The organism is Pseudomonas sp. BIGb0558, from assembly GCF_024807515.1.
Lineage (GTDB): Bacteria > Pseudomonadota > Gammaproteobacteria > Pseudomonadales > Pseudomonadaceae > Aquipseudomonas > Aquipseudomonas yamanorum_A.
The window spans coordinates 200810-226156 of the sequence record NZ_JANUEW010000005.1 but is presented as its reverse complement, the minus strand read 5'-3'; the positions used below and the strand labels follow the sequence as shown (position 1 = coordinate 226156).

At 61.5% G+C, this 25347-nt stretch carries 24 protein-coding genes, 5 tRNA genes and 1 pseudogene; 20 read left to right on the top strand and 10 right to left on the bottom strand.

Annotated features, from left to right (window positions below):
* Nucleotides 1–100: 100 nt before the first annotated feature.
* The 4 genes from M2400_RS10155 (at nucleotide 101) to M2400_RS10140 (ending at nucleotide 514) form a co-directional block, all read left to right on the top strand.
* Nucleotides 101–176: transfer RNA gene (locus tag M2400_RS10155), tRNA-Asn, on the top strand.
* Nucleotides 177–185: 9 nt separating this feature from the next.
* Nucleotides 186–262, top strand: a tRNA-Pro gene (locus tag M2400_RS10150).
* Between the two features lie 5 nt (nucleotides 263–267).
* Nucleotides 268–343 (top strand) — tRNA-Lys (locus tag M2400_RS10145).
* 94 nt (nucleotides 344–437) lie between these two features.
* A tRNA-Pro gene (locus M2400_RS10140) sits at nucleotides 438–514 on the top strand.
* Nucleotides 515–646: 132 nt separating this feature from the next.
* Here the strand turns inward: M2400_RS10140 and M2400_RS10135 are convergent.
* The 3 genes from M2400_RS10135 to M2400_RS10125 all read right to left on the bottom strand — a co-directional run bounded on the left by M2400_RS10135 (nucleotide 647) and on the right by M2400_RS10125 (nucleotide 2898).
* Nucleotides 647–1945, bottom strand: coding sequence for an NAD(P)/FAD-dependent oxidoreductase (locus M2400_RS10135; RefSeq protein ID WP_177043387.1), 1299 nt, complete (start codon nucleotides 1943–1945; stop codon nucleotides 647–649).
* Nucleotides 1946–2005: 60 nt separating this feature from the next.
* Complete coding sequence (locus M2400_RS10130; protein ID WP_177043388.1) at nucleotides 2006–2179, bottom strand: DUF3094 family protein; 174 nt, start codon at nucleotides 2177–2179, stop codon at nucleotides 2006–2008.
* 89 nt (nucleotides 2180–2268) lie between these two features.
* Entirely contained in the window at nucleotides 2269–2898 is a 630-nt protein-coding gene (locus tag M2400_RS10125) for a DUF1780 domain-containing protein (RefSeq protein WP_008437312.1), read from the bottom strand.
* Nucleotides 2899–3000: 102 nt separating this feature from the next.
* Here M2400_RS10125 and M2400_RS10120 point away from each other — a divergent pair, with 102 nt between their 5' ends.
* From M2400_RS10120 to M2400_RS10110, 3 genes are all read left to right on the top strand, one after another.
* Entirely contained in the window at nucleotides 3001–3468 is a 468-nt protein-coding gene (locus M2400_RS10120) for an FAD/FMN-containing dehydrogenase (protein ID WP_177077957.1), read from the top strand.
* Entirely contained in the window at nucleotides 3465–4154 is a 690-nt protein-coding gene (locus M2400_RS10115) for an energy-coupling factor ABC transporter permease (RefSeq protein WP_177043390.1), read from the top strand. The genes M2400_RS10120 and M2400_RS10115 overlap by 4 nt, the downstream gene beginning before the upstream one ends.
* A 65-nt stretch (nucleotides 4155–4219) precedes the next feature.
* Nucleotides 4220–4435, top strand: a complete 216-nt coding sequence (locus M2400_RS10110; protein ID WP_003215917.1) for a hypothetical protein — start codon at nucleotides 4220–4222, stop codon at nucleotides 4433–4435.
* On the opposite strand, the gene yacG is transcribed toward M2400_RS10110, so the two are convergent.
* From yacG to M2400_RS10090, 4 genes are read right to left on the bottom strand one after another with little or no spacing between them, the layout of a single operon-like run.
* Nucleotides 4432–4632 carry a DNA gyrase inhibitor YacG gene (gene yacG / locus M2400_RS10105; protein WP_010174995.1) on the bottom strand — a complete coding sequence of 67 codons (201 nt, stop codon included), beginning with the start codon at nucleotides 4630–4632 and terminating at the stop codon, nucleotides 4432–4434. The genes M2400_RS10110 and yacG overlap by 4 nt on opposite strands.
* Nucleotides 4629–5252, bottom strand: coding sequence for a dephospho-CoA kinase (gene coaE / locus M2400_RS10100; protein ID WP_177077955.1), 624 nt, complete (start codon nucleotides 5250–5252; stop codon nucleotides 4629–4631). The genes yacG and coaE overlap by 4 nt, the downstream gene beginning before the upstream one ends.
* The gene (locus M2400_RS10095) at nucleotides 5249–6127 is read right to left on the bottom strand and encodes an A24 family peptidase (RefSeq protein ID WP_371321478.1); all 879 of its coding nucleotides are present in this window, start codon (nucleotides 6125–6127) and stop codon (nucleotides 5249–5251) included. Before M2400_RS10095 ends, coaE begins: the two co-directional genes overlap by 4 nt.
* Complete coding sequence (locus M2400_RS10090; protein ID WP_259195889.1) at nucleotides 6124–7332, bottom strand: type II secretion system F family protein; 1209 nt, start codon at nucleotides 7330–7332, stop codon at nucleotides 6124–6126. Before M2400_RS10090 ends, M2400_RS10095 begins: the two co-directional genes overlap by 4 nt.
* A 201-nt stretch (nucleotides 7333–7533) precedes the next feature.
* Here M2400_RS10090 and M2400_RS10085 point away from each other — a divergent pair, with 201 nt between their 5' ends.
* The 4 genes from M2400_RS10085 to M2400_RS10070 all read left to right on the top strand — a co-directional run bounded on the left by M2400_RS10085 (nucleotide 7534) and on the right by M2400_RS10070 (nucleotide 9997).
* Nucleotides 7534–7947, top strand: a complete 414-nt coding sequence (locus M2400_RS10085) for a pilin (protein WP_310503526.1) — start codon at nucleotides 7534–7536, stop codon at nucleotides 7945–7947.
* 86 nt (nucleotides 7948–8033) lie between these two features.
* A complete protein-coding gene (locus M2400_RS10080) occupies nucleotides 8034–9443 on the top strand; it encodes an O-antigen ligase (protein ID WP_259195885.1) in 1410 nt (469 codons plus the stop codon).
* Nucleotides 9444–9482: 39 nt separating this feature from the next.
* Nucleotides 9483–9555: transfer RNA gene (locus M2400_RS10075), tRNA-Thr, on the top strand.
* Between the two features lie 136 nt (nucleotides 9556–9691).
* Nucleotides 9692–9997, top strand: a complete 306-nt coding sequence (locus tag M2400_RS10070) for a DUF6388 family protein (RefSeq protein ID WP_008437299.1) — start codon at nucleotides 9692–9694, stop codon at nucleotides 9995–9997.
* Between the two features lie 134 nt (nucleotides 9998–10131).
* On the opposite strand, the gene nadC is transcribed toward M2400_RS10070, so the two are convergent.
* Nucleotides 10132–10980, bottom strand: coding sequence for a carboxylating nicotinate-nucleotide diphosphorylase (nadC, locus tag M2400_RS10065; protein ID WP_177043395.1), 849 nt, complete (start codon nucleotides 10978–10980; stop codon nucleotides 10132–10134).
* 282 nt (nucleotides 10981–11262) lie between these two features.
* Between nadC and M2400_RS10060 the strand changes: the two genes are divergently transcribed.
* The 6 genes and pseudogenes from M2400_RS10060 to M2400_RS10035 all read left to right on the top strand — a co-directional run bounded on the left by M2400_RS10060 (nucleotide 11263) and on the right by M2400_RS10035 (nucleotide 17652).
* Entirely contained in the window at nucleotides 11263–13422 is a 2160-nt protein-coding gene (locus M2400_RS10060; protein WP_259195884.1) for a DUF1631 domain-containing protein, read from the top strand.
* A gap of 61 nt (nucleotides 13423–13483) precedes the next feature.
* Nucleotides 13484–14047 (top strand): 1,6-anhydro-N-acetylmuramyl-L-alanine amidase AmpD, encoded by a 564-nt coding sequence (gene ampD, locus M2400_RS10055; protein ID WP_177043397.1) that lies wholly within the window; start codon nucleotides 13484–13486, stop codon nucleotides 14045–14047.
* The gene (ampE, locus tag M2400_RS10050) at nucleotides 14044–14880 is read left to right on the top strand and encodes a regulatory signaling modulator protein AmpE (protein WP_177043398.1); all 837 of its coding nucleotides are present in this window, start codon (nucleotides 14044–14046) and stop codon (nucleotides 14878–14880) included. The genes ampD and ampE overlap by 4 nt, the downstream gene beginning before the upstream one ends.
* Nucleotides 14881–15142: 262 nt before the next feature.
* A pseudogene (locus M2400_RS33540) lies at nucleotides 15143–16234 on the top strand (methyl-accepting chemotaxis protein); the annotation flags it as partial.
* Nucleotides 16211–17140, top strand: coding sequence for a methyl-accepting chemotaxis protein (locus M2400_RS33535; protein ID WP_405046171.1), 930 nt, complete (start codon nucleotides 16211–16213; stop codon nucleotides 17138–17140). The pseudogene M2400_RS33540 and the gene M2400_RS33535, both read left to right, overlap by 24 nt.
* 119 nt (nucleotides 17141–17259) lie before the next feature.
* Nucleotides 17260–17652, top strand: coding sequence for a hypothetical protein (locus tag M2400_RS10035; protein ID WP_259195882.1), 393 nt, complete (start codon nucleotides 17260–17262; stop codon nucleotides 17650–17652).
* Here the strand turns inward: M2400_RS10035 and M2400_RS10030 are convergent.
* Both M2400_RS10030 and cra read right to left on the bottom strand, forming a co-directional pair.
* Nucleotides 17638–18414 (bottom strand): TatD family hydrolase, encoded by a 777-nt coding sequence (locus M2400_RS10030; protein ID WP_259195881.1) that lies wholly within the window; start codon nucleotides 18412–18414, stop codon nucleotides 17638–17640. The two genes, M2400_RS10035 and M2400_RS10030, sit on opposite strands and share 15 nt — an antisense overlap.
* A 5-nt stretch (nucleotides 18415–18419) precedes the next feature.
* Nucleotides 18420–19415: a catabolite repressor/activator gene (gene cra / locus M2400_RS10025; RefSeq protein ID WP_177043402.1), complete on the bottom strand. Its 996-nt coding sequence runs from the start codon at nucleotides 19413–19415 to the stop codon at nucleotides 18420–18422.
* A 294-nt stretch (nucleotides 19416–19709) separates the two neighbouring features.
* Between cra and ptsP the strand changes: the two genes are divergently transcribed.
* From ptsP to M2400_RS10010, 3 genes are read left to right on the top strand one after another with little or no spacing between them, the layout of a single operon-like run.
* Nucleotides 19710–22568 (top strand): phosphoenolpyruvate--protein phosphotransferase, encoded by a 2859-nt coding sequence (ptsP, locus tag M2400_RS10020; RefSeq protein WP_259195877.1) that lies wholly within the window; start codon nucleotides 19710–19712, stop codon nucleotides 22566–22568.
* Nucleotides 22569–23489, top strand: coding sequence for a 1-phosphofructokinase (gene pfkB, locus M2400_RS10015; RefSeq protein ID WP_259195876.1), 921 nt, complete (start codon nucleotides 22569–22571; stop codon nucleotides 23487–23489).
* Between the two features lie 11 nt (nucleotides 23490–23500).
* Nucleotides 23501–25213, top strand: coding sequence for a PTS fructose-like transporter subunit IIB (locus M2400_RS10010; RefSeq protein ID WP_259195875.1), 1713 nt, complete (start codon nucleotides 23501–23503; stop codon nucleotides 25211–25213).
* Nucleotides 25214–25347 lie beyond the last annotated feature (134 nt).

The following is a 25347-nucleotide window of genomic DNA, read 5'->3' as shown; positions in this document are numbered from 1 at the left end:
AAGATTGTAGAATAGCGCGCCTCAGAGGCACTAACGTAGCGATACGGAAGCGACGAAGAGAAGGTAACAAGCAACAACGTAACACTTTGAAATATGTAGTTCCGTGATAGCTCAGTCGGTAGAGCAAATGACTGTTAATCATTGGGTCCCAGGTTCGAGTCCTGGTCACGGAGCCAATTTCAAACCGGGGTATAGCGCAGTCCGGTAGCGCGCCTGCTTTGGGAGCAGGATGTCAGGAGTTCGAATCCCCTTACCCCGACCATATTTGGGTCGTTAGCTCAGTTGGTAGAGCAGTTGGCTTTTAACCAATTGGTCGTAGGTTCGAATCCCACACGACCCACCATTTTTGAGACCAGTTAACGCTGGAATCGAATCTTAAGATCAGAGGCCAAAAGCGCTGATCGAAGAAGGCGACTGAAAGGTCGCCTTTTTTTTACCGGGGTATAGCGCAGTCCGGTAGCGCGCCTGCTTTGGGAGCAGGATGTCAGGAGTTCGAATCCCCTTACCCCGACCATATTAAAAATCCTCGTATCGAAAGATACGGGGATTTTTTTTTGTGCGCGAAAATCCTGGGTTCACCACAAAAAAATGTGGGAGCGAGCAAGCCCGCTCCCACACTAACCGCGCCCCATCCGGGGCCGTGTTATCAGTGCAATTTAAGGCGCGGCTCGGTCCCTCGCCCAATCTTGCTCCCCAGCATCAGCATCGCCGTGCGGAAGAAGCCATACAGCGCCATCTGGTGCATGCGGTACAGCGACACATAGAACATCCGCGCCAGCCAGCCTTCCAGCATCACGCTGCCCGTCAGGTTGCCCATCAAGTTACCCACCGCCGAAAAACGCGACAGCGAGATCAGCGAACCGTAGTCGGTGTACTTGTACGACGGCAGGTCCTTGCCCTCGATCCGCAGTTTCAGCGACTTGGCCAGCAAGGACGCCTGCTGGTGAGCTGCCTGGGCCCGTGGCGGCACGTTGCGATCGGTGCCAGGTTGCGGACAGGCCGCGCAGTCACCAAAGGCGAAGATGTTCTCGTCGCGAGTGGTTTGCAGGGTCGGCAGCACTTGCAGCTGGTTGATGCGGTTGGTTTCCAGGCCGTCGATATCCTTGAGGAACCCAGGCGCGCGAATCCCCGCAGCCCAGACCTTGAGGCTGGCGGGAATCACCTGGCCGCTGCTGGTGATCAGGGCGTCGGCAGTCACTTCACTTACGGCGGAGTTGGTCAGTACGGTCACCCCAAGTTTCTCCAGGGTTTTGTGCACCGGCCCGCCGATACGCTCCGGCAGGGCAGGCAGCACCCGTGGGCCGGCTTCGATCAGGGTGATGTGCATGTTTTCCGGTTTGATCTTGTCCAGGCCGTAGGCCGCCAGTTCATGGGCCGCGTTATGCAGCTCGGCGGCCAGCTCGACCCCGGTAGCACCGGCACCGACGATGGCGACGCTGATCTGCTCCACCACATCCGTTTGCCCGGCATGGGCCCGCAGATAGTGGTTGAGCAACTGCTGGTGGAAACGCTCGGCCTGTTTGCGGGTGTCGAGGAACAGGCAGTGTTGCGCTGCGCCCTCGGTGCCGAAGTCATTGGTGGTGCTGCCGACCGCGATCACCAGGCTGTCATAGCCCAGCACGCGCGCAGGCACCAGTTCCCGGCCTTCTTCGTCGAGGGTGGCGGCCAGCTGGATTTTTTTCTGCTCGCGATCAAGCCCGCTCATACGCCCCAGCTGGAACTCGAAGTGGTTCCATTTGGCCTGGGCAACATAATTGAGTTCATCTTCCGAAGAGTTCAGCGAACCGGCCGCCACCTCGTGGAGCAAGGGTTTCCAGATATGGGTAAGGTTGGCGTCCACCAGCGTGATGCTGGCGGTGCCGCGCTTGCCCAGAGTCTTACCCAGGCGGGTAGCCAACTCCAGGCCGCCGGCGCCGCCGCCGACGATAATAATACGATGGGTCATGGGGATATCTCGCAAGGCTAAAAGAAATCGGTGCGGTTACCCGTGCGAGCGCAAGGCAGCTCATAGCGTCAGGTAACTCAAAAGGCGGCTCAGCAAACCCATGCCGATCACTGCAACCAGCACCACGGCAAGGAGCAGCCAGGGCCGGAAAGGCTTGCGCTCGACTTGGTTCTGGGACAGTTGCAGGTACTCTTCGACATGCTGTTGGTCGTCGGGGTTCAGGCGGCTGGTCATAAAGGCCTCGTCAGGTAGACGTTGCTAAAGGGCGCCACGTTACAGTCGTGTGATTGGCGGCATTGCAGGAAGCATAGTCGCCAACCCGATCACAGGCTGATGCCCACATCGAACACTATGCTGCGCCCCAGATTGTTGCGCAAGAAGTCCGGAGCGTCCGGATGAGCAAACAATACGCGGGCAAAGGTCGGGCCGACCAGGGACAACGAGCGCCAGCCCTGGCGCAGGTACTCGGTGGGCGGTGGAAAATGGCTGTTGAGGTCCAGCACTTCGCGCTTGAGACTGGCGAAGGCGATCAGGTCCAGCTCCCCCAGGTCCATCCCGCGCTCCTTATAGTTATGAGCCTTCTTGCGCAGGGTGGGTGCCAGGCGCAGCAGGAATTCGTGGGCGGGAATGCGCCGCGGCTTGGCTTCGCGCCGAACCAGTTGGCTCAGGGAAAAGGCACTGCGTCGACGCAACAGTTCGTCGCGCCACTCGTCGTTCAGGCGCCGGCCTTCGTCGAGTACGAAAAACACCTCGAAACTGGCGTCGCGAAACAGCACATCCGGCGGCTCTTGCCCGGCGGCGTGGAATTCTTCGGCACGGTAGGGCACGTTCAAGCCTTGCAACAGGCGCTGGCAGACCCAACGCTCACGCTCCCATTTGCGGGCATTGGACAGGAACGCGTTGGCTTGTTCGGCCGCTACGGTGAGCAGGCGCAAATAATCTGAGTCATCCATGTCACCAGCTTAGCGTCCAAATGATGACCGCAGGAAGTCCCGGGTCAAAAGGTCGGTGTAGACTTGTCGCTCGACAGTTTCCCGTGCTGAGAGGTGCGTGCAGTGAAGTTTTTTGTGGTGCTGTTCTTGAGTCTTCTGCCCTTGTGGGCCCAGGCCGTCGAGGTCGGTGAGCGTGTTGCACCCTGGACGTTGCTTGACCAGTTCGACCAGGCGTACACCCTGGATGACCAGGCGCAAACCCTGCTCGTCGCCCGCAGCATGGACGCGGCCAAAATCGTCGATGCGGCGCTGCAAGGCCAGCCCAAGGGTTATCTGGAGGCGCGGCATACCGTGTTTCTCGCGGATATCCAGCGTATGCCCCGGCTGATTGCGAAGCTGTTCGCGGTGCCGGCGATGCAGGCCTACAACTATCGCGTCATGCTCGACCGCGATGCGCGCATAACGCCGCGCTATCCGGCGCCTGTGGATAAAGTCCTGTGGCTGCAACTGAACCACGGCACGCTGGTGGCGCAGCACGAATACGCTTCCGCCGCTGAACTGCGCCAGGCCCTGGAGCAGGTGCAGCCGTGATCAGCGCAGCGGTGCTGGCGCCGGAAACCCTCAGCATCGGCTGGCTGCTGTATGCGCCGGTAGTGATGTGGGCGCTCCTGCGTTCGCCGTGGGTCGAACTGTTTGCCGACCGGCGGCGCCAGCATTTACTGTTTGGTACCGTGTTTGCGCTGTTTATGTTGTGGTTGGTGCGCCGGGATTTCGACACCGGTGTGTCCTACCACTTCATCGGCATGACCGCCGTGACCTTGTTGCTTGATTGGCCCCTGGCCATCGTCGGCGGGTTTGCCGCGCAGTTGGGCCTGGTGTTGCTCGGTCGCCAGGACCTGGCCGCCGTGGGCATCAACGGCATGCTGTTGATCCTGTTGCCGGTGCTGGTCACCGAAGGCTGTGCGCTGCTGGTGGAACGGGCGAAACCGCGTAACCCCTTTGTGTATATCTTCTGTTCGGGCTTTTTCGCCGCCGCGCTGTCGGCGTTGCTGTGCCTGCTGGTTGGCCTGGGGTTGCTATGGTTCGACGGCCGTTTCGCGATGCCGGAGTGGATCGAGGATTTCGTCGGCTACCTGTGGCTGATCATTTTCCCCGAGGCCTTTATCAACGGCATGGTGATCAGCGCCCTGGTGGTGTTTTGCCCTGAGTGGCTGGAGACATTCAACCGCACCCGCTACCTCTCGGCGCCCTGGAAGGACGACGATCCACGGCCTTGATCCAGGTCAAATCCTGTACACGTGAGTGGTCGCATGCTCTGCAAAATTTCCAGGAGCACGGAATCATGAGTGTGTACGAGTGGGCACGGCAGGAGTTACGCAGAAGCCAGGACGCGGCGCAGGAAATCGGCTTTGACCCGGGCTTGACCCTGCGCGCCATGCTCAGCGCGGTGGTGCAGCAGAGCAAGGGCGTACGCAGTTTTGAAGACCTGGCCGACGAGCTGCAATACCTTGCAGAGAATCTCGACGACCAGCAGGACTATGGCTTTATGCGGCCTTAGTGTTTGGGCTGAAAGTCTTCGGAGAACAGTTCGTCCTCGGCGTCCGGGCTGACCGGAATCTTGTGTTCTTCCGACGCCCAGGCGCCCAGGTCGATCAGTTTGCAACGGTCCGAGCAGAACGGGCGGTTGGGGTTGGTCGCTTTCCATTCCACGGGCGCGCCGCAGGTTGGGCATTCGACGGTCAAGGGTTGGCTCATGATCGGCCTCCACGCAAAGTAAGGTAAAAGTGGTGCAGTCGCTCGACCTCGGCATGCAGCCGGGCCAGGTCCTGGTCGTTGACCAGCACGTCATCGGCATGGCGCAGGCGGTCTTCACGGGTGGCCTGGGCCTTGAGAATCGCCTGCACCTGCTCTTCGCTGATGCCATCGCGCTGCAGGGTACGCTGAATCTGCAACGATTGCGGCACGTCGATAACCAGCACGCGCTGGGTCATGGTGTACTGGCCGGACTCGATCAGCAACGGTGACACCAGGATCGCGTAAGGCGATTGTGCGCGGGCCAGATGGCTGCGAATCTCCTCGTTGATCAGCGGGTGCAGTAAAGCCTCCAGCCAACGGCGCTCGTTGGGTACTTCAAAGATCAGCTTGCGCAACGCCCCGCGGTCCAGTTGCCCGTCAGGTTGCAGCACGCCCGCACCGAAATGCGCGGCAATCTGCACCAGGGCAGGGCGCCCGGGTTCGACGACCCAGCGCGCGGCGTGGTCGGCGTCAATCAAGTCCACGCCAAGCCGCACGAAGTGTTCGGCTGCCGCGCTTTTGCCACTGCCGATGCCGCCAGTGAGGCCAAGAATCCAGGGTGTTGCAACAGAAGTGGTCATCTGAAACCGACAGACTGCAAATAGAAGTCGGTTATTTGACCACCCCAGAGCAATGCAATCCAGCCGGCAATTGCCAGATACGGACCAAAAGGCATTGGCGTGGAGGCTTGGGCTTTGCGCAGGCGCAATAGAATCAGGCCACCCATCACGCCCACCATGGATGACAGCAGCAGCGTCATCGGCAGGATTTGCCAGCCGCCCCAGGCACCGAGCATTGCCAGCAGCTTGAAATCACCGTACCCCATACCGTCCTTGCCGGTGATCAGCTTGAACAGCCAGAAAACCGACCACAGGCTCATGTAACCGGCTACCGCGCCCCATAACGCATCGGGCAACGACACAAAAGCGCCGAAGCTGTTGAGGATCAATCCCAGCCACAGCAATGGCAGTATCAGTGCGTCCGGCAGCAGTTGGTGGTCTACGTCGATCAGGCTCATTGCCAGCAGGCCCCAGCTCAATACCAGCACTGCGCCGGCCTCCCAGCCAAAGCCGAAATGCCAGGCGACAACCGCCGAGATCAATCCACATGCCAACTCGGTGAACGGATAGCGCGCGCCGATCGGTTGATGGCAGCTCGAGCACCGCCCCTTGAGCAGCAGGTAGCTGAGCAGCGGGATATTCTCCCAGGGCCGAATCGGGTGGTTGCAGTGGGGGCAGCAGGAGTTGGGCCGCATCAGGTTGTAGGGGGCGGCCACCGGCTCGGCGGGCAGGCCAAGGACTTCATGGGCCTGGGCTCGCCATTCGCGCTCCAGCATCTTCGGCAGGCGCCATACCAGCACGTTGAGAAAACTGCCGACAATCAGGCCCAGCACCAGCGCAGCCGATACGAACACCCATGGCTGATAAACCAGGATTTCAGTCAATGGCGTGCTCAAAAGGCAGTACCGAGCTGGAAGATCGGCAGGTACATGGCGAGTACCAAGGCCCCGACGATGCCCCCGAGTACCACCATGATCAGCGGTTCCATCAGGCTGGTGAGGTTGTCCACCAGATTGTCGACGTCGGCTTCGTAGTGGCTGGCGACTTTTTCCAGCATGGTGTCGAGGGTGCCCGACTCCTCGCCGATAGCGGTCATCTGGATCGCCATGCCAGGAAACAGACCGCTTGTGGCCATGGATTCATTCAATTGGGTTCCGGTTGATACGTCGTGCCGCATGCGATTGATTGCCTGTTTGAACAGCCCATTGCCCGTGGCGCCGGCCACTGAGTCCAGTGCTTGCACCAACGGTACACCGGCAGCAAAGGTGGTGGAGAGCGTACGGGCGTAACGGGCGACCGCCGACTTTTTCAGCAGTGTGCCTGCCACGGGGGCTTTCAACAAACTGGCATCGAGCCAGTAGCGAAAGCCCGTGGATGCACCATAGGCTTTGCGCAACCCGATGAAACTGGTTCCTGCGGCCAGCATCAGCACCCACCCGTTTTGCTGGATGAACTCCGACAGGCTGATGACGCCCAGGGTAAAGCCCGGCAGTGGCGCATCGACGCCGGCAAACAGGCTTTGGAACTGCGGCACGACGTGTATCAGCAAGATCGCGCTGACCACGGTGGCGACTGCCAGCACCGTGATGGGATAGGTCATGGCTTTCTTGATTTTGGCTTTCAGCTGCTGGCTTTTTTCCAGGTGAATGGCGACCCGTTCCAGCAGTGCTTCGAGCGCGCCCGCCTGCTCGCCTGCTACGATCAGATTGCAGTACAGCTCATCGAAGTAGCGTGGCTGTTTTTGCAGCGCGGCTGCCAGGCTGCTGCCGGCGGCGATCTCCTGTTTCAAACCTTGTACCAGTGCCCGCATGTGCCGGTTTTCGACCCCTTCGGTAATGATGTCCAGCGCCTGCAACAGTGCAATGCCGGCCTTTAGCAGCGTTGCCAACTGGCGGGTGAAGAGGGCGATCTCTGTCGATTTGACCGGAGCTGCTAGGCTCGGCCAACCCCTGAATTTTTTCCGCACCCGCCCGGGGCTGATCCCTTGCTGGCGTAACAGGGCCTTGATCAATGCAGGATTATGGCCACTGGTTTCTCCAGATACTTTGCGCCCTTTGCGGTTGACGCCTTCCCAGGCATAGATCGCTGAAACATCATTCATTTCGCAGTTCCGCACGCCGACAGTGGAAGTTTTATAGCTTAGTCAGGTGACGGATTGGGGCCTGGGCGTCTTGAGCGAAAAAATGTCAGTTTGTGCGTCTTGTACAGGATTGGCTGCGCGGGGATGAGTACACTGGCGCGGTTACCGAGACGGGGTGCAGGATGCACCTTGCGACAGGTTTTATTCTGGAGAGTGAATGTGATGCGTCAGAAAGGCTTTACCTTGATCGAATTGTTGATCGTCGTGGCGGTCATCGGCATTTTGGCCACCATCGGCCTGCCCATGTACACCAAGCACCAGGCCAAGGCCAAGTTCACTGCCGGGCTGGCTGAAATCTCCGCGTTGAAGGCGGGCTTTGAAGACACGCTGAACCAAGGTACGCCGCCGACCCTGGCGTTGATTGGCGGGACCAGCCCCACCGCCAACTGCAAGATTGACGTGACCGGCGATGTCGCCACCGGTGCCGGCACCATTGCCTGCGAAATCCTCGATGCACCCGCACCGGTCCTGGGCAAGAGCATCACCTTGACCCGCAGCGCCACAACCGGCTGGAAGTGCGTCACCACGGCAGAAGATCAATACGCTGCCAAAGGGTGCGCCTCCGGCGGCGCATGATCGCAAGGTCGTCTACTGTTTAGCCAACAATGGAGAGCGCTTGCGTAAACCGCTCCACATCCGCCACAAGGAAGTAGAGGTTGCCGATGACGTTGTCTGTCCAGCAGCGGGGGAGCACATTCCTCGTCGTGGTGATGTGTTTGCTGACCCTGGCTATTTGCGCGCCTTTCAGCAGTCACGACTGGCAACGTGTGGTGCAGATATCGGTGGCGGTGTGTGCCGTGGTGTATGGGCTGTGCCTGCCGCGGGCAGACCGATGCGTCGATAGGCCGACAGCCGTCGGAGTGTTACTGATTGGTGTGATAGGCCTGGCTTCTGCCGTATTGGCCCATCAGCCGGTCTGGGCCTTGACCGAGCTGGCGCTGGCAATCAGTTGTTGCGCCATTGCCGTTACTTTCAGCCGGGTCAGGCGCAAGGGGGATGAGTCCCTGGATCGCGTGTTGATCCTGTTCGTATTGTTGCTGTGCCTGATCAAAAGTATTCAGTATCTGCATGCTGGCATCCTCGCGTTTTCCAGCGGTGCAGCGATATTGGACCCGGATCTGTTGCTTTCGGGGTTTTCCAATAAGCGCTTTTATGGGCAATTCCAGACCTTCACCCTGCCGCTGTTGGCACTTCCCTTGCTGATTTCAACTACCTCGCGTACAGCGCGGGCAATGGTGTTTGCGCTGCTCTGTGCCTGGTGGCTGATCGCGATCGCTGGCGGCACCCGTGGCACGTGGCTCGGTATGGGCATCGCCGGCTCCATGCTGGTGTTTTTTGGAGCGTCGGGGCGGCGCTGGCTGGCCTGGCAGTTGGCGGCGCTGGCCTGCGGGTTATTGCTGTATTGGTGGGTGTTCAGTGTGCTGGCCGGCTACCTGGGGCTTGAAGTTTCCAATGCTGCCGCAGACCGCCTGACGACCAGTTTGTCGGGGCGTGGGCCCATCTGGTGGCAGGCCTGGAGCATGATCGTTGAGCGGCCTTGGCTGGGCTTCGGGCCGATGCATTTCGCCGACATCGCCAACGACATTGCCGCGCATCCTCACCAGGCGCTCCTGCAGTGGGCCAGCGAATGGGGCGTACCGTCGGCCCTGTGTGTGATCGTGTTGGTTGCGCGGGCGAGTTGGGCAACGGTGGGTGTGTTGCGTGAGCGTGCGTTGTCGTTGGCGCCCGTGGATCTGCTGCGCCTGTGTCTGTTTGGCGCACTGGTGGGGGCTTTGACCCAGTCCATGGTGGACGGGGTGATTGTGATGCCCGTTTCGCAACTCTGGCTGGCGTTGGTGGTGGGCTGGTTGATGGCATTGCATGTGTGGCGAACTCCACCGGTCGCGCCGGCGCCGATATTTTACAGGACCTGGCTGGCGGCGAGTGTCGTGGCCATCGGCTTGCTGGTGTTCGTCGCGACTCGTGACGTGCCCCACCTCACGCAACGTAGCGAGCACTATATGAAACTGAGTGACGGTCATCTGCAGCCACGCTTTTGGGTGCAGGGCGTGATTGCCCTCGAAAAGCAGTGAGTTGCCGGACGTCCAAGGCAGTGCTAGCTTTAGCCCACCGCCCGTGTAGCTCAGTCGGTAGAGCAGCGCACTCGTAACGCGAAGGTCGCAGGTTCGATTCCTGTCTCGGGCAAAAAGGCAACACAGTTTTCAGATGATCCCAGAATGGTTCTGAAGGCCAGACGAACCGGTATTCATGCCTGTTCTTTTGTATCTGCGCGACCTTGATGACCCAGATGCATCCCCATTCCTCGATCTAAGAGAACGACATGACCACACAAGAAATGACCCAGGAAGCGCGGCACGAAGCAGCCCTCAAAAAGTACGTGGCGGAGTCGCCGGAACTGCTGGATGAGATCAAGGACCTGAGCGCCGATGATCAAAGGGACCAGATCCAATGGGCATTTGAGGATGAGGCCGAGGCTCAGGGCCTGCAGCCATGGGAATTGACCCTGAAGTACACCTCCACCCCCGAAGCGTTCGAGGCGGCGCGCCTGGCGTTGCACAAGGAGGCTGCCGAGGTGCTGGGTGTCGACTGGAACGAGTATTGCGGGATGAATAATCTCGCGATCTGACACAAGTTTAATGTGGCGAGGGAGCTTGCTCCCGCTGGAGTGCGCAGCGCTCCCAAGGTTTTTGGGGTCGCTTCGCAACCCAGCGGGAGCAAGCTCCCTCGCCACAAAAGCATGCGCTTACATTTAAAGGCGTTTCAGAGACTCAACCGCATCGACAAATCCACCGCCTTCACATCCTTGGTCATCGCTCCGATGGAGATGTAGTCCACGCCGGTTTCAGCGATGGGCAGCAAGGTGCTTTCGTTAATTCCGCCGCTGGCCTCCAGCTTGGCCTTGCCGCCGTTCAGGCGCACCGCTTCGCGCATGTCATCCAGGCTCAGCTCATCGAGCATGATGATGTCGGCGCCCGCCGCCAATGCTTCGCGCAGTTCCTCCAGGCTTTCCACTTCGATTTCCACCGGCTTGCCCGGGGCGATCTTGTGGGCGGCGCTGATGGCCTGGGCAATGCCACCGCAGGCCGCGATGTGGTTTTCCTTGATCAGGAACGCGTCATACAGGCCGATGCGATGGTTATGGCAACCGCCGCAGGTCACCGCGTACTTCTGCGCCAGGCGCAGGCCGGGCAGGGTCTTGCGGGTGTCCAGCAGCTTGACTTGGGTAGACGCGACAAAGTCCGCCAAATATTGGGCGCGGGTGGCAACGCCTGACAGCAGTTGCAGGAAATTCAGCGCACAACGCTCGCCACTGAGCAGCGAACGGGCCGGGCCTTCCAGGTGAAACAGCGCCTGGTTCGGGCTGACGCGCTCACCGTCGCGCACCTGCCAATGCACCGCAACGCGCGGGTCCAGCTGGCGAAACACCGCATCCACCCAGGCCGTGCCGCTGATAACGGCGGCATCGCGCGTAATGATCGTGGCCTTGGCCAGGCGTTCGGCCGGGATCAGTTGTGCGGTGATATCCCCACTGCCGATGTCTTCCAGCAGTGCGCGACGCACGTTGGCTTCGATTTCGGCGGTCAGGTCGGCTAGACGAAGATTGGGCATAACAGGCTCCACAAACAAAGTGCCTGGATTATAGGGGCAGGGCGGGCCTGAACCCAAGGCAAGCAAGTACCCCTGACGCGGCTTGTGCTGCTCATTTGCGCGGCCATCACAGAGTTTGCTGGCGCAACAACCCCCATTTGCAAGATAATCTCGCGCCTTGCAATTGGCGTCATAGCTTTGACGTCGCAGTGATAGCCCGATTTTCGCAGTGTTCCGGGGTGTTTGCTCCGTGACTGCACCGATCTTTCACACAATCGAATACCGCCGTTTCAGGAGGCCAGGATGCACAATGACGGGAAGGTGGTGCCGATCAATAAGGCACGGGCAACGCCATCGCCGCTTGCCCGCCTGCCGGTGGTGTTGCTTCAGGTCCGTGACAAGGCGGCGCAGCAACTCAGGCAGGGATTGCAGGAACTGTTTGATAACGCCGACGACACCTTGTTCGAAATGGCCGACAAGACCCGCAGCAATGTCGACCACGGTATTTTCTTTGAAGCCATGCGCGACTTGCGCCTCAAGCGCAAGAATTTCGAGCGTGGCTTCATGGAGCAGCTCTACGAGGCGTTTGCCAACCTTGGCACTGTGGAGCGCGGCGACCTGCAACTGATTCCGGTGGTGTCCTACACCGCGGTGCCTGGTGTTTCCGGCGATGAGCTGGAAAAAGCCGTCGCCCTTGAGGCCATGCTTGGCAAGGTGCTGCGCCGTGATGGCCTGGCCCTTGGGCAGTTGACGGCCAGGTTGAGCGCGCTGCTCGACAACCCGCTGGACGATCGGGACAACCCCCTTGGCCCGGCGATGCTGTGCGCGTTCTTCCTGCAAGCGGGACGCAGCCTTGGCGTGGAAATCCGGGTCAAGCTGATCATTCTCAAGCTGTTTGAAAAATACGTCCTCAGTGATGCCGACCTGCTGTACGGCGAAGCCAATCAGTTGTTGATCGCCACCGGCGTCTTGCCCGAACTCAAGGCCGTGCCATCGCGGCGTGCCGTCGCCACCGCTGAGTTGCCCGAAGACGCGCGCCCCGCTGCCGAACATCCCGCCGACGACAGCGGGCAGGAAGTCTTCGCGGCGCTGCAGGAGTTGTTGTCTGCCGTGCGCGGCAGTGTGGCCCCCACCCTCGAGGCCAGTGCCGAGACCCAGCCGATTTCCACCCGCGACCTGCTGCGCCTGCTCTCCCATTTGCAGCAATATGTGCCCGCGCCCGAGGTCGAGGATGATTTCGACCTGCGCAACCAGCTTGAACAGCTGCTGACCCGAGTCAGCGTCAAGAGCGGCAAGTCGCGGGTGGTGGAGGATGCTGACGAGGATGTGATCAACCTGATCGCCATGCTCTTCGAGTTCATCCTCAACGACGGCACGGTGCCCGAGTCCCTCAAGGCGTTGATTGCCCGCCTGCAGATTCCGATGCTGAAGGTGGCGGTACTGGACAAGAGCTTTTTCAGCCGCGCCAATCATCCGGCGCGGCGCCTGCTCAATGAAATCGCCGCGGCCGCCATGGGCTGGAGCCGACGCGACGACTATCAGCGTGACAGCCTGTACCTGCACATCGAGCAGGTGGTGCAGCGGTTGTTGAACGACTTTGTGGATGACCCGGCGATTTTCTCCCAGCTGTTGGCGGAGTTCACCGCGTTCAGCCATGACGAGCGACGCCGCAGCGAATTGCTGGAACAACGCACCCGCGATGCGGAAGAGGGGCGCGCCCGTACCGAAATCGCCCGTCAGCGGGTGGCCGAGGCCCTCAATCGGCGGTTGCTGGGCAAAATGCTGCCCGCGTTCGTCGTGCAGTTCCTGCAGCAAGCCTGGAGCCAGGTGCTGTTGCTGGCGTGCCTGAAACATGGCGATGACTCGCCGCAATGGGCAGCCGGGCTGCGCACCATGGACGAGTTGATCTGGAGTGTGGGCCTGAACGAAGACACCGAAGCCGGCCGGCACTTGCTGGAGCAGTTACCGGGCTTGCTCAAGGCCTTGCGGGATGGGTTGAGCGGCGCGGCATTTGATCCCTTCATCACCCGGGATTTTTTCACCCAGTTGCAAACCCTGCATGTTCAATCGTTCCGGGGCGACGCAGGCGAACAACCTTCGCTGTCGCCGATCGAGGTGCGCGAGGCATTCGTCCTCCATCCGGCTGCACCGGCCATTGCGGTGAGCCTGCCGGAAGATGATCCCGACCTGCTCAAGGCTCGCCAGTTGCGGGTCGGTTGCTGGGTCGAGTTCCAGGAAGACGCTGAAAACACCCTGCGTTGCAAGCTGACGGCGATTATTGCGCCGGGCAATACCTGTATTTTCGTCAATCGAACCGGCCTCAAGGTTCTGGAAAGAAGCCCGGTTGAACTGGCATTGGAGTTCAAGCGCGGCGCGGTGCGAACCCTGGACGATGCGCTGCTGTTCGACCGTGCCCTGGCCTCGGTGATTGGCAACCTGCGTCAACTTCATCGCGCCAAGTGATCGCAACCAGACAGCGGAACGCGGCATACTGAGTCACCCCAGCCTCGTTCAAGGAACCTGTATGCAGTTGGACCCCGCCAGCGGTTGGTGCCAGGGCATTCGTCATTGCCCCTCGCCCAACTTCAACGAGCGCCCCGGTGGCGAGATTTCCCTGTTGGTGGTGCACAACATCAGCCTGCCGCCTGCGCAATTCGCCACCGGCAAGGTGCACGAGTTTTTCCAGAATCGTCTGGATGTCACGGAACATCCCTACTTTGAAGGCATTGCCGACCTACGGGTTTCTGCGCATTTTCTGATTGAGCGTGAGGGTGCGGTGACGCAGTTTGTCTCGTGTCGGGACCGGGCCTGGCATGCCGGTATATCCAGCTTTGAAGGCCGCGAGACCTGTAACGACTTTTCCTTGGGGATCGAGCTGGAAGGCACGGACGACCTGCCTTTCACCGATGCCCAGTATCAATCCCTGATTACCCTGACGCGCCAGTTGCTGGCGGCGTACCCGGGCATTACCCGCCAGCGCATTTGTGGCCATAGCGATATCGCCCCGGGACGCAAGACCGATCCCGGACCCGCTTTTGATTGGGCGCGCTTTCGCAGCGCCTTGCAGGATGGAGGACACGCACAATGAGTTTTCTGGTGTTGGTGCTGGCGGTATGGATCGAGAAGTTCTCGGCCCTGCGCCAGCGTATACAACGTGATGGCGGCTGGCTGCGTGAGCTGGCCAAGCTGGAATCGAGCGCCAGCCTTGGGAAGCAGCCATGGCTGATCCTTGCCCTGCTGGTACTGCTGCCGGTGGCCTTGCTCGCGCTGTTGTTGCTGGTGCTGGAGCCCGTCGCCTATGGCCTGTTGGCGCTGCCGGTGCATTTGCTGGTGGTGATCTACAGCCTGGGCCGTGGCGATCTATTGGCCGGGCTGGGACCGTTTCGGGATGCCTGGCGCCGGGGTGACCTGCAAGCCGCCGAGCATGTGGCCGAGCGCGACTTGAGCATCAGCGCCGACAGTGGCGAGCAGTTGCTGGAACGGGTCCAGGGCCATCTGTTGTGGCAGGCCTACCAAAGCTTCTTTGCGGTGATTTTCTGGTACTTCCTCCTCGGACCGGTTGCGGCCCTGGCCTACCGGCTGCTGGCGCTGGCCACCGAAAACAGCCAGAACCCGCTGGTAGCCGAACGTGCCGGGCAATTGCGCCATGCCTTCGACTGGTTGCCGGTACGCCTGCTGGCGGCAAGTTTCGCCTTGGTGGGCAACTTTGTGGCGGTCGGCCGGGTGATGCTGCATGAGCTGCTGAGCTGGGACATCACGGCGGCGCAACTGGTGGACAAGGTCGGCCTGGTGGCCGCTGAAATCCCGCCGCCGGTGGTGGGCGCCGAGGGCATCAACAGCCTCGACCGAATCTGGGAACTGCTGCTGCGCGCCGCCGTGCTGTGGTACGCCGGCTTCGCCATCTGGACCGTGCTGCCCTGATCCACCCCTGTAGGAGCGAGCTTGCTCGCGAAAAACGCAAGGACACCGCGTGCATCCAGATAGCGCGCGTTATCGTTGACGTTCTTCGCGAGCAAGCTCGCTCCTACCTCGTTAACCTTAAGTTACAAACCTCCTTTTCGAATTGAGCTATACAGACAGAGCGCCAAATAGTGGCTATCTGCCGCCGCCCTGCGCCCTCAATAAAAATAAAAGAAAAGGGAGTTCACCTGTGAAGAGCTTGCTCTATCCCGCCGTCGCGTTCATGAACCGCCTGACCTTCGGCATGAAGTTCAGCCTGATCAGCGTGCTGTTCCTGTTGCCCATGCTGGCTACCAATTACTACCTGGTGCGTGATTCCTGGCGTGAATTCCAGGGCACCCGCATCGAGCTGCAAAGCCTCGACCTGCTGGGCAGCAGCCTGGCCCTGCGTCGCGACCTGGAAACCTTGAACAACCAGGTGCAGATCAACGCAACTCTTGGCCAGTCGGGCAAGGCCGGTGATATCGAAGGCAAGATCGTCGCCCTTGAACAGAGCCTGTTGCAGCGCCTGCAAAGCTTCCAGGCGCTGTCCGCCGACCCCGAACAAGCCGCCGCCTTCGAAGGCAAACGCGATGAAATGATCGCTGCGTTCAAGGCCCAGCAACAGGAAACCTCGCTGCTCAGCAAAAGCGCGCTGATCGGCAAACTCCTCAACAAGGCGCAAATGCTCAGCCAGATCATTGCCAGCCAGTCGGGCTTGAGCCGTGACCGCCAAGGTGACCTGCGCCAACTCAGCGAACTGATCACCAGCGTCACTCCGCTCGTCACCCAGACCCTGGGCGAAGGCCGGGCGATGGGGGCTTATTCGCTGGGCCAGGGCTTTCTCAACTCATCTTCCAGTACCCGCTTTGATGAATTGCTGCAGCAACTGGAAAAACTCCAGGCCGAATATGGCCTGAAACTGCAAGACGCCCTCGGCGCCAGCAAACCCGCTCACGCCGCCCTGGCGAGCCTGGCGGACGCGAGCAAAGCCAGCCTCAAGCAAGGCAGTGAGTTGTTCGAAGAACAGGTCGTCATGGCCGAAACCCTGGACGCCCCGTGGCAAGGGTTCTACGACGAAGTCAGCACATTGATGGCCAAGACCTATCAGTTGGACGAAGCCACCCTGGCGTTCCTCGAGCAGCAACTGGAGCAGCGCCTGTCGGAAAACCGCACACACATGATCGGGTTGGTGGCAGCCCTGTCGTCGGTGTTTTTGCTGATCTTCTACCTGTACGCCGGGTTTTACGCCTCCACCCGCACCACCCTGCGTCGCCTCGGAGCGATGATGGACAAGGTGGCGGCGGGCGACATGACCGTCACCTTCGTCGCCCACAGCCGTGACGAACTGGGGGACTTGGGCCAGGTGTTCAACGGCACTGTGGCCAAGATCCATGACTTGATCGAGCGGGTAGGGCACACCGTCAACCAGGTCGAACACCAGGCCGGGCAAGTGGAGTCGGTTTCGGCCAGCAGCAACCAGGCCGTGTCCGGCCAGCGCAGCCAGATCGAGCAAGTGGCCACCGCCATGAACCAGATGTCATCCACTGCCCAGGAAGTGGCCCGCAGCGCGGCAGCGGCGGTCAGCAGCGCCCACAGCGTCAACGATGAAACCGTCAGCGGTCGTGGCCTGGTGCAGTCCCAGCAAGGCAGCATCGCAGCGTTGGCCTCGGAGATCGATCAATCGGTGCGGGTGATCAACCAGCTGGCCATCGATAGCCAGTCCATCAGCCGCGTACTGGACGTGATCAAGAGCATTGCCGAACAAACCAATCTGCTGGCGCTGAATGCCGCCATCGAGGCCGCGCGCGCCGGTGAGCAAGGGCGCGGTTTCGCCGTGGTGGCCGATGAGGTGCGCACCCTGGCCCGGCGCACCCAGCACTCCACCGAGGAAATCGAGCAGATGATCGCCAAGCTCCACAGCGGCGTCGGCGCGGCGGTGAAGGCCATGGGCACCAGTCACGAGATGGCCAATGGCACGGTGGGCCAGTCGGAAAAAGTCCAGCAGGCTCTGGAAAATATCCTCGGCGCCGTGGGCATGATCGTCGACCAGAACCAGCAGATTGCCGCTGCCGTCGAGCAGCAGACCGCCGTGGCCCACGATATCGATCAGAACATCGTTGAAATCAACCGTGCCGGTGAACACGCGGCGCAGGGCGCGCACCAGACCGAAGAGGCCAGCCGGCAGTTGTCCTTGCAGGTGATCGAGCTGAAGCAGTTGATCGGTGCCTTTCGGGTGTGAGGTTTGGCTGTAGGACTACTTCGAAGATGGCGTGGCATTTGTCTTATTTTTGGTGCTGATCTTTTTCCGCTGCCAAAATAGACCAAAATTTGTGCCACATATTTCTCGGAGGTTCGCTTATGACCGCTGCCATTGTCGGCGTCAGAGGGCATTGCGTCCTTTGCGATGTGTCCTTTGAACTCAAGCCCTGGCAGCTCAATGCCATTGCCATCAACGAACCCTTTGAGTGCCCGTATTGCCACAAAGGCGTGGAACCGAGTTGCCCCAAGCAGTTGAAGCAGTTCAAGTCCCTGGAGAACCTGGGCCTGCTGCGCCCGAGCATGATCGTACTCACCAGCGCCGCGCTGCTGGTGGCACTGGTGGCGGAGTGGATAGGGCTGATCAGCGTGATCGGGCAGCTCAACATCTCACTGGTGGCTGTGCTGATCTACTTCATCACCTTGCGCTATGCCCGTCATCGCCAGCGAATGACCCTGACACTGCGTGAGGTAAAACCCTTACCAGTTGAATAGCTCGCAGGCATTGCGGGTGCTCGCTTGCGCCAATGCTGAAGGACTGATGCCCATGCGCTCCGCCAGAGCGGTGCAGATGTCGGGCAGGTGTTCGGGGCTGTTGCGCTGGCCGGGGTACATCACGGGCGCCATGTCCGGCGAGTCGGTTTCCAGCACTACGGTTTCCAGTGGCAGGCGGGCGATCACCTTGTGCATCCGCAGGGCTTGGGGCCATGTCGCCGCGCCGCCCAGGCCCAGTTTGAAACCGAGCTTGATGTACTCGCGAGCCTCTTCCTGGCTGCCGGCAAATGCGTGAATGATGCCGCCCCGTGGCAGGCGAATGCGCTTGAGGGTGGCGATCACGGCGGCGTGGCTGCGGCGCACGTGCAGCAGCGCCGGGAGCTGGAAATCCACGGCCAACTTCAGTTGGGCTTCAAACAGCGCCTGCTGGCGTTCGCGATCCAGTTGTTCGAGGAAGTAATCCAGGCCGATTTCCCCCACCGCACACAGTTGCCGGTGGCCGCTCAGGCGGGTCAGCCAGTCGCCCAGCTCCGTCAGGTCGGCGGGGCGATGGTCGTCGAGATACACCGGATGCAGGCCGAAAGCGGCGAATAGATCCGCGTCCGTTTGCACCAGGTCCCACAGCCGTTGCCAATTCTGCTGATAGACCCCCAGCACCACCATCCGGCGCACACCCGACTCGCGACTGCGCATCAGGACTTCACTGCGGTCGGCATCGAAGTCCGGAAAGTCCAGATGGGTGTGGCTGTCGATCAGCTCCACACCGCTTACTCCGCGTGAATCCGCTGCTTGAAGGTACGGCCGATGGCATGCACGCCCGGCGCGTAGTGCTGTTCTTCAATGGCCGCCAGTGCCAGGCGCAGCGCGGTGTCGGCGATCAATTGATGCTGCTGGGCCATGGCGTTCACCGGCAGCGGCAGGAAGTCCAGCAACTGGGTGTCGCCAAAGGTGCCGAGGCGCAGGGGGCGGGATTTGAGCGGGAAATCATGCAGCGCATCAAACACCCCTTGCAGCAGCACGTAGGACGTCGTCACCAGCGCGTCAGGTAAATGCCCCAGGCTTTGCAGCAATTGCTCCATCAACTGTCGGCCACAGTCGCGACTGAAGGCCTCGCCCTGTTCGATCAGCACTTCACCGCTGAAGTCTTTCAGCGCTTCCTTGAAGCCGGCGGTACGTTCCTGGCTGATGCTCAGCTCGGGCCGGGCGCCGATCAACACGATCTGCTTGGGCAGCGGTTGCAGCAGGCTGCTGGTCAATTGCTGGCAGGCCTGGCGATCATCACTGACCACCGAGCAGAACTGCGTAGACTCCATGACCCGGTCGATGGCGATCACCGGCAAGCCCTTGGCTTGCAGTTCACGGTAGCTGTCGTCGCTGGCCGGCAGGCAACTGGCAACAAACAGCGCATCGCAACGGCGGGCGCGGAACAACTGCAGCAATTGCCGTTCACTGTTGGCGTCGTCGTCGGAGCTGGCGATCAGCAGTTGATAGCCACGGGCCCGCGCGCCTTGTTCCAGAAGCTTGGCGATCCGGGCGTAACTGGGGTTTTCCAGGTCCGGCAGGATAAAGCCCAGGGTACGGGTGTGCCGGCTGCGCAGCCCGGCGGCCTGGGGGTTGGGCGTAAAGCCATGTTCTTCAACCACGGCGCGCACCCGTTCGACGGTTGCGCTGCTGATCCGTTGCTGTTCGGCCTTGCCATTGATGACGTAGCTGGCGGTGGTCACGGACACACCGGCAATGCGCGCGATATCACTGAGTTTCAAACCGGGATTTCCTTGTTTTTTAGAGCTTGCCCCGACATTTTGTCCAATCGTAACCGATTACTGCAGCCGACCATTGTCGCAACTCAACAGCCGAGTGGCTCTTCAATCATGCTTAATTAACGCGTAATCTGCCATAAATTCTAGATTAAACGTTTCAGCAAGCGTATTTTTACGATTATCGCGACGAACGTGGTCCTGCCAACTGACCACTCAGTCAATTTTATTCGAACGCTTTTGCACTGATTTATTCAAAATAATACCTAGTGCGCCCGCCGCACTAACTAGGAGAACGGCATGCTTGAGCTCACCCACGAGCAGATTTCCATGGGCCAGACGGCTGTGGATAAGTCTGCTGCCTTGCAACTGCTGGCTGAAAAACTGGTGGCCGATGGCCTGGTCGCCGAGGGATACCTCAGTGGCTTGCAAGCGCGTGAAGCCCAGGGCTCGACCTTTCTCGGCCAAGGCATCGCCATCCCCCACGGCACCCCGGAGACCCGCGACCAAGTGTTCGCCACCGGCGTGCGCCTGCTGCAGTTTCCCGAAGGTGTGGATTGGGGCGATGGCCAGATCGTCTACCTGGCGATCGGCATTGCCGCCAAATCCGACGAACACCTGCGCCTGCTGCAACTGCTGACCCGCGCCCTCGGCGAGACCGACCTGGGCCAGGCCCTGCGTCGCGCCGGCTCCGCCGAAGCCTTGCTGAAGCTGCTGCAAGGTGCGCCGCAGGAGTTGGCGCTGGATGCACAGATGATCGGCCTGGGCGTGTCGGCTGACGATTTCGAAGAGCTTGTCTGGAGAGGCGCGCGCCTGTTGCGCCAGGCCGATTGCGTGAGCAATGGTTTTGCCGCCGTGCTGCAGCAAGTCGACGCGCTGCCCCTGGGCGATGGCCTGTGGTGGCTGCACAGCGAGCAGACGGTCAAACGTCCGGGCCTGGCCTTTGTCACTCCGGACAAACCCATGCGTTACCTGGGCCAGCCCTTGAGTGGCCTGTTCTGCCTGGCCAGCCTGGGCGAGGCCCACCAAACCTTGCTCGAACGCCTGTGTGCCTTGCTGATCGAAGGTCGCGGCCAGGAACTCGGCCGCGCCACCAGCAGCCGCGCCGTGCTGGAAGTGCTCGGCGGTGAGTTGCCTGCCGACTGGCCAAGCGTGCGCATCGCCCTGGCCAACGCCCACGGCCTGCATGCGCGCCCGGCGAAGATCCTCGCGCAACTGGCGAAAAGTTTTGACGGTGAAATTCGTGTGCGCATCGTTGATGGCGACGTCAGCGCCGTGTCGGTAAAAAGCCTGAGCAAGTTGCTGAGCCTCGGCGCGCGTCGTGGCCAGGTGCTGGAGTTTGTCGCAGAACCGGGCATAGCCGGCGACGCCTTGCCGGCCTTGTTGGCGGCGGTGGAAGAAGGCCTTGGCGAAGAAGTCGAGCCGCTGCCGGCGGTCAGCGTTCAACAGGCTGTGGTCGACATCGAACCGGTGCTCAGCGCGCCAGTGTCCGGCAGCCTGATCCAGGCCATCGCCGCCGCCCCTGGCATTGCGATTGGCCCGGCGCATATCCAGGTGCTGCAACCCTTTGAATACCCATTGCGCGGCGAGTCGTCGGCGGTCGAGCGTCAACGCCTGCACGCGGCATTGGCCGATGTGCGCCGGGATATCCAGGGCCTGATCGAGCGCAGTAAATCCAAGGCCATTCGCGAGATCTTCATCACCCACCAGGAGATGCTCGACGACCCGGAACTGACCGACGAAGTCGAGACGCGCCTCAAGCAAGGCGAAAGCGCCGAAGCGGCCTGGATGAGCGTGATCGAAGCCGCCGCCAAACAGCAGGAGTCGCTGCAGGACGCCTTGCTTGCCGAGCGCGCGGCCGATCTGCGTGACATTGGCCGCCGCGTGCTGGCGCAACTGTGTGGCGTCGAAACTGCTCAGGAGCCCGACGAACCCTACATCCTGGTGATGGACGAAGTCGGCCCCTCGGACGTGGCACGCCTGGATCCGGTGCGTGTCGCCGGCATCCTCACTGCCCGTGGCGGCGCCACCGCCCACAGCGCCATCGTCGCCCGTGCCCTGGGCATTCCGGCGCTGGTGGGCGCAGGCCCTGCCGTGTTGCTGCTGGCGTCCGGCACTCCGCTATTGCTTGATGGCCAGCGCGGTCGCCTGCATGTCGACGCCGACGCCGCCACCTTGCAGCGCGCCACCGTCGAGCGCGACACCCGCGAACAACGCCTGCAAGCCGCTGCCGCGCAACGCCATGAGCCGGCCCTGACCCGCGACGGCCATGCCGTTGAAGTGTTCGCCAATATCGGCGAAAGCGCCGGGGTTGCCAGCGCGGTGGAGCAGGGCGCCGAAGGCATTGGCCTGCTGCGCACCGAACTGATTTTCATGGCCCACAAACAGGCGCCCGACGAAGCCACCCAGGAAGCCGAATACCGCCGCGTGCTCGACGGCCTCGGCGGCCGGCCACTGGTGGTGCGCACCCTCGATGTAGGTGGCGACAAACCGCTGCCGTACTGGCCGATCGCCAAGGAAGAAAACCCCTTCCTCGGCGTGCGCGGCATTCGCCTGACCCTGCAACGCCCGCAAATCATGGAAGCGCAGTTGCGCGCGCTGCTGCGCTCGGCGGACAACCGTCCGCTGCGCATCATGTTCCCCATGGTCGGCAGCGTTGACGAGTGGCGCCAGGCCCGTGAGATGACCGAGCGCCTGCGCCTGGAAATCCCGGTGGCCGACCTGCAACTGGGGATCATGATCGAAGTGCCGTCGGCCGCCTTGCTCGCGCCGGTGCTGGCCAGGGAAGTGGACTTCTTCAGCGTCGGCACCAACGACCTGACCCAGTACACCCTGGCCATCGACCGTGGCCACCCGACGCTGTCGGCCCAGGCGGATGGCCTGCACCCGGCGGTGCTGCAATTGATCGACATCACCGTGCGCGCCGCCCATGCCCATGGCAAGTGGGTGGGCGTGTGCGGCGAGTTGGCGGCCGACCCGCTGGCGGTTCCGGTGCTGATCGGCCTGGGTGTGGATGAGCTGAGCGTCTCGGCGCGCAGCATCCCCGAGGTCAAGGCGCGGGTACGTGAATTCAGTCTGGTCGAGGCTCAAGGCCTGGCCCAAAAAGCCCTGGCGGTGGGTTCTCCCGCCGAAGTGCGTGCGCTTGTGGAGGCCGTGTAAATGGCAAGGATTTTAAGCCTGACGCTGAACCCGGCGTTGGACCTCACGGTACGCCTGGCCCGCCTGGAACCGGGTGAGGTCAACCGCAGCGAAGCGATGATCACTCACGCCGCCGGCAAGGGCGTGAACGTGGCCCAGGTGCTGGCGGACCTTGGCCATCAGGTGACCGTGGGCGGCTTTCTTGGGGAGGACAATCCTCAAGCGTTTGAGATGCTGATTGCGCGGCGTGGTTTTACCGATGCGTTTATTCGTGTGCCGGGCGAAACCCGCAGCAATATCAAGATCGCCGAGCAGGATGGACGGGTAACGGACGTCAACGCACCCGGGCCGATAGTCAGTGAGCAGGCGCAACAGGCGCTGCTTGAACAACTGGCGCGGATTGCACCCGGATACGATGCGGTCGTCGTGGCCGGCAGCCTGCCTCGTGGCATCACCCCACAGTGGTTCCAGGGCTTGCTGCAGCAACTGAAAAACCTTGGTTTGAAAGTCGCCCTGGACACCAGTGGTGAAGCCTTGCGCGCCGGGCTGAATGCCGGCCCCTGGTTGATCAAACCCAACACTGAAGAACTGGCCGATGCCTTGGGTCATTCCACGGATGCAATCCGCGAGCTGCACCAGCTGGGTGTGGAACATGTGGTGGTCTCCGACGGTGCTGCGGGCGTGAGCTGGTATAGCCCCGGCACGGCGTTGCACGCCACGCCGCCCAAGGTCAGCGTGGCCAGCACCGTGGGTGCCGGGGATTCGTTGCTGGCCGGGATGCTCCACGGTTTGCTGACCTTCGACGTGCCCGAAACCACCTTGCGCCGCGCCACCGCAATCGCCGCGATGGCGGTCACGCAGATCGGCTTCGGCATCACCGACGACGCACAGCTTGAGTCTTTGCAGAGCGGCGTCCACGTGCGCCCGCTGACAGAACAATAAGAGGGTTGGTCATGAAGTTAGCCATTGTTACTGCCTGCCCGAATGGCATGGTCACCAGCGTGCTGTGCGCCCGCTTGCTGGACGCCGCCGCGCAACGCCAGGGCTGGAGCACCAGCGTCGAAGTGGTCGATGTGCAACACCCGGAACGCCAGTTGTCGGCGGCCACGATTGAGGCCGCTGAGTGGGTGTTGCTGGTCACCAGCACCCCGGTGGATATGCAGCGTTTTGTCGGCAAGCGCGTATTCCGCAGCACGCCGGCCCAGGCGTTGCAGGATGTGGAAGCGGTGTTGCGTCGCGGGGCCGAAGAGGCCCAGGTGCAGGTGGCTGAAGCGGCTCCGGCTAAAAGCACGCCGCGTATCGTTGCGATCACCGCGTGCCCGACCGGCGTCGCCCACACCTTCATGGCTGCCGAAGCGTTGCAGCAAACAGCCAAGCGCCTGGGGTATGACCTGCAGGTGGAAACCCAGGGGTCGGTAGGCGCCCGCACGCCGCTGAGCCCAGAGGCGATTCGTGACGCCGACGTGGTGCTGTTGGCGGCGGATATCGAAGTCGCCACCGAGCGATTTGCCGGCAAGAAAATCTATCGCTGTGGCACCGGGATTGCGCTCAAGCAATCGGAGGCGACTCTCAACAAGGCGCTGGCCGAAGCCAAGCAGGAGTCCGCCGCCAGCGGTGGCGCTGCCAAGCCGGAAAAGACCGGTGTCTACAAACACCTGCTTACCGGCGTGTCGTTCATGCTGCCGATGGTGGTGGCGGGTGGTCTGCTGATCGCCCTGTCGTTCGTGTTCGGCATTCATGCCTTTGAAGAAAAAGGCACCCTGGCCGCCGCGCTGAAAACTGTCGGTGACCAGGCCTTCATGCTGATGGTGCCGCTGTTGGCAGGCTACATCGCCTATTCGATTGCCGACCGTCCGGGCCTGGCGCCCGGGATGATCGGCGGCCTGCTGGCCAGCACCTTGGGTGCAGGGTTTATCGGCGGGATCTTCGCCGGTTTCCTGGCTGGCTACTGCGTCAAATTCATCAGCCGCGCGATCCGCTTGCCACAGAGCCTGGAAGCCCTCAAACCGATCCTGATCATCCCGTTGCTGGCGAGCCTGTTCACGGGCCTGGCGATGATTTACCTGGTGGGGCCGCCGGTGGCGCAGATGCTCACCGGCCTCACGGATTTCCTCAGCACCATGGGCACTACCAACGCCGTGCTGCTGGGCATCTTGCTGGGCGGCATGATGTGCGTCGACCTGGGTGGGCCGATCAACAAGGCGGCCTATGCGTTTTCCGTCGGCCTGCTGGCGGCCCAGAGCGGCGCGCCGATGGCCGCGACCATGGCCGCCGGTATGGTGCCGCCGATTGGCATGGGCATCGCCACCTTGCTGGCGCGACGCAAGTTCGCCCAGACCGAACGCGAGGCCGGCAAGGCGGCGCTGATCCTCGGCATGTGCTTTATCTCCGAAGGCGCGATTCCGTTTGCCGCCAAGGACCCGCTGCGGGTGATCCCGGCCAGCATCGCCGGCGGCGCATTGACCGGTGCGCTGTCGATGTATTTCGGCTGCAAGCTGATGGCGCCCCATGGCGGTTTGTTCGTGATGCTGATCCCGAATGCAATCAACCATGCGCTGCTGTATCTGTTTGCGATCGTGGCGGGGAGTTTGTTGACGGCGGTGGTGTATGCCTTGATCAAGCGGCCCGAAGCGGTCGAGTTGACGGTCGCGCCCGTCAAGGTCTGACTCGGTCAATGTGGGAGCTGGCTTGCCTGCGATAGCGGTGCATCAGCAACAGGGATGTCAACTGGCAGTCCGCCATCGCAGGCAAGCCAGCTCCCACATTTGATCTCCAGTGTCTGAGAGGGTGTCACACGCCC

Bases quoted from the DNA above. Each gene is read 5' to 3' on its own strand.
- M2400_RS10135 (WP_177043387.1), bottom strand. From the start codon at position 1,945: ATGACCCATCGTATTATTATCGTCGGCGGCGGCGCCGGCGGCCTGGAG.
- M2400_RS10130 (WP_177043388.1), bottom strand. From the start codon at position 2,179: ATGACCAGCCGCCTGAACCCCGACGACCAACAGCATGTCGAAGAGTAC.
- M2400_RS10125 (WP_008437312.1), bottom strand. From the start codon at position 2,898: ATGGATGACTCAGATTATTTGCGCCTGCTCACCGTAGCGGCCGAACAA.
- M2400_RS10110 (WP_003215917.1), top strand. From the start codon at position 4,220: ATGAGTGTGTACGAGTGGGCACGGCAGGAGTTACGCAGAAGCCAGGAC.
- yacG (WP_010174995.1), bottom strand. From the start codon at position 4,632: ATGAGCCAACCCTTGACCGTCGAATGCCCAACCTGCGGCGCGCCCGTG.
- coaE (WP_177077955.1), bottom strand. From the start codon at position 5,252: ATGACCACTTCTGTTGCAACACCCTGGATTCTTGGCCTCACTGGCGGC.
- M2400_RS10090 (WP_259195889.1), bottom strand. From the start codon at position 7,332: ATGAATGATGTTTCAGCGATCTATGCCTGGGAAGGCGTCAACCGCAAA.
- M2400_RS10085 (WP_310503526.1), top strand. From the start codon at position 7,534: ATGCGTCAGAAAGGCTTTACCTTGATCGAATTGTTGATCGTCGTGGCG.
- M2400_RS10080 (WP_259195885.1), top strand. From the start codon at position 8,034: ATGACGTTGTCTGTCCAGCAGCGGGGGAGCACATTCCTCGTCGTGGTG.
- M2400_RS10070 (WP_008437299.1), top strand. From the start codon at position 9,692: ATGACCACACAAGAAATGACCCAGGAAGCGCGGCACGAAGCAGCCCTC.
- nadC (WP_177043395.1), bottom strand. From the start codon at position 10,980: ATGCCCAATCTTCGTCTAGCCGACCTGACCGCCGAAATCGAAGCCAAC.
- M2400_RS10060 (WP_259195884.1), top strand. From the start codon at position 11,263: ATGCACAATGACGGGAAGGTGGTGCCGATCAATAAGGCACGGGCAACG.
- ampD (WP_177043397.1), top strand. From the start codon at position 13,484: ATGCAGTTGGACCCCGCCAGCGGTTGGTGCCAGGGCATTCGTCATTGC.
- ampE (WP_177043398.1), top strand. From the start codon at position 14,044: ATGAGTTTTCTGGTGTTGGTGCTGGCGGTATGGATCGAGAAGTTCTCG.
- M2400_RS33535 (WP_405046171.1), top strand. From the start codon at position 16,211: ATGACCGTCACCTTCGTCGCCCACAGCCGTGACGAACTGGGGGACTTG.
- M2400_RS10035 (WP_259195882.1), top strand. From the start codon at position 17,260: ATGACCGCTGCCATTGTCGGCGTCAGAGGGCATTGCGTCCTTTGCGAT.
- ptsP (WP_259195877.1), top strand. From the start codon at position 19,710: ATGCTTGAGCTCACCCACGAGCAGATTTCCATGGGCCAGACGGCTGTG.
- pfkB (WP_259195876.1), top strand. From the start codon at position 22,569: ATGGCAAGGATTTTAAGCCTGACGCTGAACCCGGCGTTGGACCTCACG.
- M2400_RS10010 (WP_259195875.1), top strand. From the start codon at position 23,501: ATGAAGTTAGCCATTGTTACTGCCTGCCCGAATGGCATGGTCACCAGC.